8 protein-coding genes and 1 rRNA gene are annotated in these 8,144 nt (G+C 58.6%); all 9 read right to left on the bottom strand.

Features of this window, described 5'->3' with window-relative positions; all coding sequences use genetic code 11:
- Window positions 1-140, bottom strand: a 16S ribosomal RNA gene (locus JV241A_RS03355); the annotation flags it as partial.
- Window positions 141-638: 498 nt separating this feature from the next.
- On the bottom strand, window positions 639-1,259 hold the full coding sequence (gene msrQ / locus JV241A_RS03345; RefSeq protein WP_134061354.1) for a protein-methionine-sulfoxide reductase heme-binding subunit MsrQ: 621 nt from the start codon (window positions 1,257-1,259) through the stop codon (window positions 639-641).
- Window positions 1,259-2,272, bottom strand: coding sequence for a protein-methionine-sulfoxide reductase catalytic subunit MsrP (gene msrP / locus JV241A_RS03340; protein WP_134061353.1), 1,014 nt, complete (start codon window positions 2,270-2,272; stop codon window positions 1,259-1,261). Before msrP ends, msrQ begins: the two co-directional genes overlap by 1 nt.
- A gap of 63 nt (window positions 2,273-2,335) precedes the next feature.
- Window positions 2,336-3,193, bottom strand: coding sequence for a CDP-diacylglycerol--serine O-phosphatidyltransferase (gene pssA, locus JV241A_RS03335; RefSeq protein ID WP_010223018.1), 858 nt, complete (start codon window positions 3,191-3,193; stop codon window positions 2,336-2,338).
- A 146-nt stretch (window positions 3,194-3,339) separates the two neighbouring features.
- Complete coding sequence (ilvC, locus tag JV241A_RS03330; RefSeq protein WP_045199667.1) at window positions 3,340-4,356, bottom strand: ketol-acid reductoisomerase; 1,017 nt, start codon at window positions 4,354-4,356, stop codon at window positions 3,340-3,342.
- 50 nt (window positions 4,357-4,406) lie between these two features.
- Window positions 4,407-4,898 (bottom strand): acetolactate synthase small subunit, encoded by a 492-nt coding sequence (gene ilvN, locus JV241A_RS03325; protein WP_010223016.1) that lies wholly within the window; start codon window positions 4,896-4,898, stop codon window positions 4,407-4,409.
- A gap of 2 nt (window positions 4,899-4,900) precedes the next feature.
- Window positions 4,901-6,625, bottom strand: a complete 1,725-nt coding sequence (locus JV241A_RS03320) for an acetolactate synthase 3 large subunit (protein ID WP_038999710.1) — start codon at window positions 6,623-6,625, stop codon at window positions 4,901-4,903.
- A 422-nt stretch (window positions 6,626-7,047) separates the two neighbouring features.
- Window positions 7,048-7,377 (bottom strand): YqcC family protein, encoded by a 330-nt coding sequence (locus tag JV241A_RS03315; RefSeq protein ID WP_134061352.1) that lies wholly within the window; start codon window positions 7,375-7,377, stop codon window positions 7,048-7,050.
- On the bottom strand, window positions 7,377-8,138 hold the full coding sequence (locus JV241A_RS03310) for a hypothetical protein (protein WP_134061351.1): 762 nt from the start codon (window positions 8,136-8,138) through the stop codon (window positions 7,377-7,379). Before JV241A_RS03310 ends, JV241A_RS03315 begins: the two co-directional genes overlap by 1 nt.
- Window positions 8,139-8,144 lie beyond the last annotated feature (6 nt).

Below are 8,144 nucleotides of genomic sequence, written 5' to 3'. Positions count from 1 at the left end.
CCCACTACCAGGCAGATTCCTAGGTATTACTCACCCGTCCGCCGCTGAATCGAAGAGCAAGCTCTTCTCATCCGCTCGACTTGCATGTGTTAGGCCTGCCGCCAGCGTTCAATCTGAGCCATGATCAAACTCTTCAGTTCAATACTGCTTGGGTTTTGAGAAAACCCTAAACTTGGCTCAGCAATCTCAAATGACTTACTTTCAAATCTTTCGATTTTCGTGTAGCCACTTGTGATGCTGATAATCTTTTTGACTATCAGTCTGAACTCACAAGCACCCACACGAATTGCTTGATTCAGTTGTTAAAGAGCGGTTGGTTAAGAGCTTTTCGTCTCAACCGAGGCGCGCATTCTACGCTTTCCTCAGAGTCTGTCAAGCGTTTATTTTGAAGTTTTTCAGAATTTCTCTTTCAACTTCAACCACTTGACTCGCTGCGATCTCTCGTCAGCGGGAGGCGAATTCTACAGCGTTTCAAACCGCTGTCAACTGCCTTTTTCACCGCTGTCGATCTTTCGATCGAAGCCCTTCCGGACGACCCTGGAACCGCTAACTCTTTGAAACTCAAGGAGTTTTCAGTTCCGACTGCGCCGGAAGTGGGGCGAATTATAGACAGATCCACAGGGGCGTCAAGCACTTATTTAAGCTTTTGTTACAGGTGCCGTTTTACGCACTGCCAGGCGCGGGATTCGCCGCTCCAGCGCAGGAATACGCAAGGCCAACAGGAACAAGCCGATAGCAGCGTATATGACCCACTCTTTAAGGTCGGCGCGTACTACCCAGAGAAAGTGCAACAAGCCCAGCCCCAGAATCACGTAAACCAGTTTGTGCAACTTCTTCCAGCGCGCGCCGAGACGGCGCTGACTGTATCGATTGGAAGTGACCGCTAAAACCAGCAAGCCCAAAAAGCCCAGCATCCCGACAATGATGTAAGGACGCTTGCTTAGCTCAACCCCCAACTGCCCCCAGTCCAGCCCCAGGACGAAGAACATGTAGGCACTCAGGTGCAGCACTATATAAGCAAAGCACCACAGCCCCAGCTGGCGCCGCGAGACAATCCAGCCCGCCCAGCCGGTAAGGCGCTGCAAGGGCGTCATGCTCAGGGTTATCAACAGGAAGATCAAAGCCCCCAGCCCCAGGCGATCGACCAGGATCTTGCCCGGATCCGGCCCAAGGGCTTCCATGGCTGCTTCATACAACCACCATAGCGGCCAGACACTGGCCGAGATAAAGATGCCGAGCCTGAAGAGTGGATAACGCATCAGTAGTTCTTCCGCAGGTCGAGGCCGCTGTACAGCCCTGCCACTTCTTCGGCATAGCCATTGAACATCTGCGTGGGCCGCACATTGGGACTGAACAGGCCACTGGGCAGGCGCCGCTCACGGGCCTGGGTCCAGCGCGGGTGATCAACCTCGGGGTTCACGTTGGCGTAGAAGCCATATTCTTCTGGAGCAATCGCCTGCCAGGTGGTGCGCGGCTGCTCTTCGACCAGGCTGATGCGCACGATCGACTTGATGCTCTTGAAGCCGTACTTCCAAGGCACCACTAGACGCAACGGCGCACCGTTCTGGTTGGGCAGTTCGCGCCCGTACATGCCAACGGCGAGGATCGCCAGCGGGTTCATCGCCTCATCCAGGCGCAAGCCTTCTATATAAGGCCAGTCGATCAGGGCAAAGCTTGAGCGCTGACCAGGCATGCTCTTCGGGTCCTGCAGGGTTTCGAAGCGAATGAAACGGGCCTTGGAGGTTGGCTCGACCTGATCAAGCAGCGCCGATAAAGGAAAGCCCAGCCAGGGGATGACCATCGACCAGGCTTCCACGCAGCGCAGGCGATAGATGCGCTCCTCCAGTTGGTAGGGTTTCATGAAGTCTTCCAGGGCATAGCGCCCGGGCTTGCCTACTTCACCATCCACCACCACGGTCCAGGGCTCGGTTTTAACGCTGCCGGCATTGGCCGCCGGATCGCCCTTGTCGGTGCCGAACTCATAGAAGTTGTTGTAGTGGGTGGCATCCTTGAACGGCGTGATCGCCTCCCCCGGCGCCGTCACTGCTTGCCACTTGGTAGCGACGAGCTTCTCGCTGAACCAGCCAGGCGCCCTGCCCGCCTCGACATCGGCATAGCGCGATGCGTCGGCAGCACTGGCCCACCGCGGCAGCGCGGTTGCCGCGATGGCAGCCAGCGACCCGCCGAGCATGGCGCGGCGCGAGACATAAAGGGATTCGGGGGTGACATCCGATTCTTTGCAATCGGAGGCTTTGGACAGCTTGATGAGCATGATGGCTCCGTAGAACTGGAGGACTGATGCACCAGTAGACTACGGAGCCCGAGCGAAATTACATCACTCGATGTTTTTGCGCCGACGCATGCGCAACAGGTATTGCACAGGGCCGGAGGCCGCATAGCCGAGGAACACCAGCAGCAGGATGCGCGGTGGATCACTGAAGACTACCGCGAACACCAGCACCACGGCGAGGATCGCTACGAACGGTACGCGTCCCTTGAGATCCAGCTCCTTGAAGCTGTTGTACTTGATGTTGCTGACCATCAGCATGCCGGCCGCAGCCACCAGCAGCGCCACCAGGAACGACAGTTTCGAACCCTGGATGCCGTAGTCGCTGAAGGCCCAGACGGTACCGGCCACCACACCGGCAGCAGCCGGGCTGGCCAGGCCGATGAAGTAGCGCTTGTCAGCCTTGCCGACCTGGGTGTTGAAGCGCGCCAGACGCAGCGCGGCGCCAGCTACATAGATGAAGGCGACCATCCAGCCGACCTTGCCCATGTCTCCCAGGGCCCAGCCAAAGGCCAGCAACGCCGGGGCGACACCGAAGGCGACCATGTCCGACAGCGAGTCGTACTCGGCACCAAATGCGCTCTGGGTGTTGGTCATGCGTGCCACACGGCCGTCCAGGCCATCGAGGACCATGGCGACGAAAATGGCGATAGCGGCGAAGGCGAAATACTTGCTCGCCTCACGTGGATCACCCGCGCTGAGGGCCGCCTGGGCACTCATGGAGTTGATGATCGAATAGAAACCGGCGAACAGGTTCGCAGTGGTGAACAGGTTGGGCAGCAGATAGATGCCGCGATGCCGAACCTTGCGTCCTTCGGCGTCATGCCCTTCTTCAACATGCTCATCGATCGGTAGCAGGCTTTCGGCGTCAGAGGCCTTGTTCGGCTCTTCGGGACGTTCGCTCATGGACATTACCTTGCAACGGTGTGGAAAGTTTCGACAGACGTCTGCGACGAGGGTTCGCCGACAAACGATGAAGCTTTATACCAGAAGCTGACCGCCTAAACGAAAAAACGCGGCCGAAGCCGCGTTTTCATCGCATCAGGACAAGATCAGTTCTTGGCCTTGTCGACGATTTTGTTCGCCGCGATCCAAGGCATCATCGAGCGCAGTTGCTCGCCGATGACTTCGATGCCGTGAGCAGCGTTGTTACGACGCTTGGCGGTCATCGAAGGATAGCCGGTGGCGCCTTCGCTGATGAACATCTTGGCGTACTCGCCGTCCTGGATGCGCTTCAGAGCGTTGCGCATGGCCTGACGGGATTCGGCGTTGATGACTTCAGGGCCGGTCACGTACTCGCCGTATTCGGCGTTGTTGGAGATCGAGTAGTTCATGTTGGCGATGCCGCCTTCGTACATGAGGTCAACGATCAGCTTCAGTTCGTGCAGGCACTCGAAGTAGGCCATCTCTGGCGCGTAGCCCGCTTCAACCAGGGTTTCGAAACCGGCTTTGACCAGCTCGACGGTACCACCGCACAGAACAGCCTGCTCGCCGAACAGGTCGGTTTCGGTCTCGTCCTTGAAGGTGGTTTCGATGATGCCGGTACGGCCGCCACCGACGCCAGCGGCGTAGGACAGGGCAACGTTCTTGGCATTGCCGGAAGCATCCTGGTAGATCGCGATCAGGTCAGGGATACCGCCGCCTTTGACGAATTCGGAACGCACGGTGTGACCTGGCGCTTTTGGCGCGATCATGATCACGTCCAGGTCGGCGCGTGGGACAACCTGGTTGTAGTGGATGGCGAAACCGTGGGAGAAGGCCAGGGTGGCGCCCTTCTTGATGTTCGGCTCGACTTCGTTCTTGTACAGCTGGGACTGGAACTCGTCCGGGGTCAGGATCATGACCAGGTCGGCACCGGCAACAGCGGTCGCTACATCGGCAACTTTCAGGCCGTGAGCTTCGGCTTTGGCAACGGTGTTCGAACCTTTACGCAGACCGACAGTGACATCCACACCGGAGTCTTTCAGGTTGCACGCTTGAGCGTGGCCCTGGGAGCCGTAACCGATGATGGCAACTTTCTTGCCCTGGATGATGGAAAGGTCACAGTCTTTGTCGTAATAAACTTTCATGAAAATACCCCTGTTATCTCGGCCCATAGGGCCATCGCTAATTTTTTGAGTTAGATGCTGAGCACTTTGTCGCCACGGGCAATGCCGGTAACGCCGCTGCGCACTGTTTCGAGAATGGACGCGGTACCGATGGCCTGAATGAAGCTGTCAAGCTTGTCGCTGGCGCCAGTAAGCTGAACGGTATAGACGCTGCTGCTGACGTCGACGATCTGCCCACGATAGATATCGGTGGTGCGTTTGATCTCGGCACGCTGGGCGCCCGTGGCCTTGATCTTGACCAGCATCAGTTCACGTTCGATGTGCGCGCTTTCCGAGAGGTCGACCAGCTTGACGACTTCAACCAGCTTGTTCAGGTTTTTGGTGATCTGCTCGATCACCTCATCATGACCGACCGTGGTCAGCGTCAGACGCGACAGGGTCGGGTCTTCGGTTGGCGCCACCGTCAGGCTTTCGATGTTGTAGTTACGCTGCGAGAACAGACCAACCACGCGAGACAAGGCACCGGGTTCGTTTTCCAACAGCAGGGAAATAATGTGCCGCATGATTAGGTACGCTCCGTCTTGCTCAGCCACATATCGCGCATAGAGCCGTCTTTGATCTGCATCGGGTAGACGTGCTCGCTGTTGTCGACCTGGATATCGATGAACACCAGCCGGTCTTTCATGGCGAACGCTTCCTCGAGCTTGGGCTTGAGGTCTTTCAGGCTGGTGATGCGAATACCCACGTGACCATAGGCTTCGGCCAGCTTGACGAAGTCAGGCAGCGATTCCATGTAGGAGTGCGAGTGACGGCTGTTGTAGGCCATGTCCTGCCATTGGCGGACCATGCCCAAGACACCGTTGTTCAGGTTGACGATCTTCACCGGCAGGTCGTACTGCAGGCAGGTCGACAGCTCCTGGATGTTCATCTGGATGCTGCCCTCACCGGTAACGCAGGCAACGTCCTGGTCCGGGAAGTTCAGCTTGACGCCCATGGCCGCCGGGAAGCCGAAGCCCATGGTGCCCAGGCCACCGGAGTTGATCCAGCGGTTCGGCTTGTTGAAGCGGTAGTACTGCGCCGCGAACATCTGGTGCTGACCAACGTCGGAGGTAACAAAGGCATCGCCCTTGGTCACTTCGCAGAGGGTCTCGATCACGGTTTGCGGCTTGATCACGCTACCGTCGCCCTTGTCGTAAGGGAACATGTCGCGATCGCCACGCCATTCTTCGATCTGCTTCCACCAGGCATCCATGGCGGCCTTGTCCGGCTGCTCGCCGATTTCGCGCAAGGTCGCAACCATTTCGGTCAGTACGCTCTCGACCGGGCCAACAATCGGCACGTCGGCCTTGATGGTCTTGGAGATCGACGCCGGGTCGATGTCGATGTGGATAACCTTGGCGTTCGGGCAGAACTTGGCCGGGCCGTTGACCACGCGGTCGTCGAAACGCGCACCGACGGCGAAGATCACGTCAGCGTGGTGCATGGCCAGGTTGGCGGTGTAGCTGCCGTGCATGCCGAGCATGCCGAGGAACTGGCGATCGGTACCCGGATAGCCGCCCAGGCCCATCAAGGTGTTGGTGACCGGCAGGTTGAGCATCTGCGCAACTTCGGTCAGCGCTGCAGAACCGCCGCCGAGGATCACGCCGCCACCGGCGTAGACCACTGGGCGCTTGGCGGCCAGCAACATCTCGGCAGCCTTGCGGATCTGCCCCGAGTGACCACGAACGGCCGGGCTGTAGGAACGCATCTTGACCTTTTTGGGGTAGACGTATTCGAACTTTTCCGCGGGGTTGGTCATGTCTTTGGGGATATCGACCACGACCGGGCCCGGGCGACCGGATTGCGCCAGATAGAAAGCTTTTTTCAGGACTTCAGGGATTTCCGAGGCGTGCTTGATCATGAAGCTGTGCTTCACGATCGGCCGGGAAATACCAATCATGTCGGTTTCCTGGAAGGCATCGGTACCGACCATGGTGCTAGGCACCTGACCGGAGAGGATGACCATCGGAATGGAGTCCATGTACGCGGTGGCAATACCGGTGATGGCATTGGTCGCGCCTGGACCAGAGGTCACCAGTACCACGCCGGCCTTGCCGGTGGCACGGGCATAACCGTCCGCCATATGGGTAGCTGCCTGCTCGTGACGAACCAGGATGTGGCTTACTTCCGGTTCTTTGAACAGGGCATCGTAAACATGAAGGAGAGCACCACCAGGGTACCCGTAGATGTGCTTAACGCCTTCGTCACGCAAAAAGCGGACGACCATCTCAGCGCCAGATAAAAGCTCCACGTTGTTCACCTCTAAAACGCCAGAATACCGTCCACGGTGGACGGGTCTTAATAGGTTTACTGCCAAGCAGAGCATGAGCGACGGAATCGCCGACTACGTCAGCACTGACTGAGCAAGTATTGGGAGCGCCCCAAAGTGTTGCGGGGTTTTCCCACCCAGCGCGAGGTAACGCGTTGCGGGGTGTAACAGGTCGGCGCGGGTATGCACCTCATGATCTGCTTAGCGGGTCTGCTTCTGGCAGTCCCTCTACAGCGGAATCTGGATTCTTCTTTTTCGGCGCGCGCAAGTCAAGAAAAATTATTGCCAATTTCGCGCAAGGACGATCCACAGCCACCACTAATGCCAGTGACAGCAGCAGAAAAGCAAACAATACAAACAAAAAGAGCCACAATCTGTGGCTCCAAGGGTGAAAAGAGGGAAATTCAGGCAGAAGGACTGATCAATTGGTCAAACTCTGCTAGCAGCCTGCGTAGCTCGCGGCTTTGCTCCGGGCGATCGACGTATACCGTTTCAGCCATGACCAGGATGCCGGAGGCATTTGGCAACGGCAGGCCCTTTTCGAGAATCTCTTTCATTTTTGGCAGGAAGATCCACTGCAGCCACTGATCGAAGCTCATGCTGTCGACCGCGAACGGCACGCTGCTCGCCAACGCTTGAGGCGTCGGTGAAACATCACTCCACCAGCCTTGGGCATGGAGTTCATGCTCGATCAACAGCAGGTGATCGGCAATATCGAGAATGCGTGGATCCATTACAGGTTGACCTGGGCTTTCTGCCGGGCCAGCGCTGCGCCTGCCGAATCACCCTGTTTTTCGCGCGACTGGGCAATGATGTTCCACAGCCCGGCCTGCAGGTCGGGGCGACCGTTGGCGTAGGTCAGCGCGCGGCGAGCCAGTTGCTCGGACTGCGCGGCATCGCCTTGAGCCAGGCGCACCTGGGCCAGCCGGTAAAGCACTTGCGGCTCGCGTGGCGCGATGCGCTGGGCACGCTCCAGACTCGACGAGGCACCGTTGTAGTCGCCACCGGTCTGTTGCTGCTGGGCGGTGGTCAACAACGCCAGTACCGGGCCGTCGAGCTGTTCGTCAGCCGAGAGGCCGCCGCTGGCTGCACTGGCGCGCGGAATACCGCTCGGCGCGCTGGGCGCAGTGGTGCTCGGCATGGTGTAGCTGCCGGCATTGGTCGAGCTGCTGTCGAACGGCGCCGAGCTGCTCGGGCCCGGGGTAATCGGGCCGGTGCTGATCGGCGCGGCACCGGTGGACGCTGGGAAAGTCTGGATCGGTGTGGCGCCGGAACCTTGCGGGACCATGACCATCACCCCGGAATCCTGCGGCACGGACTGAGCCTGACGCGTCCCGCCATTGACCTGCGCAGGCGCACCACGGTTAGCCGTGACCCGCTCGCTGTTGGAAACCCGGGTACTGGAATCGACCACGGGAATGGAGCCGCGCGGATTGCTGGCGCAGCCGTTGAGCAAAGCCAGCGCCGTCAAGGCTGGAAACCACCACTTGTTCACTTCACA

This window comes from Pseudomonas sp. JV241A (assembly GCF_900275665.1).
GTDB lineage: Bacteria > Pseudomonadota > Gammaproteobacteria > Pseudomonadales > Pseudomonadaceae > Aquipseudomonas > Aquipseudomonas wadenswilerensis.
Note: the sequence above shows the minus strand (reverse complement) of the source record. Positions and strands in the feature narration are given on the sequence as shown.

Bases quoted from the DNA above. Each gene is read 5' to 3' on its own strand.
- msrQ (WP_134061354.1), bottom strand. From the start codon at position 1,259: ATGCGTTATCCACTCTTCAGGCTCGGCATCTTTATCTCGGCCAGTGTC.
- msrP (WP_134061353.1), bottom strand. From the start codon at position 2,272: ATGCTCATCAAGCTGTCCAAAGCCTCCGATTGCAAAGAATCGGATGTC.
- pssA (WP_010223018.1), bottom strand. From the start codon at position 3,193: ATGAGCGAACGTCCCGAAGAGCCGAACAAGGCCTCTGACGCCGAAAGC.
- ilvC (WP_045199667.1), bottom strand. From the start codon at position 4,356: ATGAAAGTTTATTACGACAAAGACTGTGACCTTTCCATCATCCAGGGC.
- ilvN (WP_010223016.1), bottom strand. From the start codon at position 4,898: ATGCGGCACATTATTTCCCTGCTGTTGGAAAACGAACCCGGTGCCTTG.
- JV241A_RS03315 (WP_134061352.1), bottom strand. From the start codon at position 7,377: ATGGATCCACGCATTCTCGATATTGCCGATCACCTGCTGTTGATCGAG.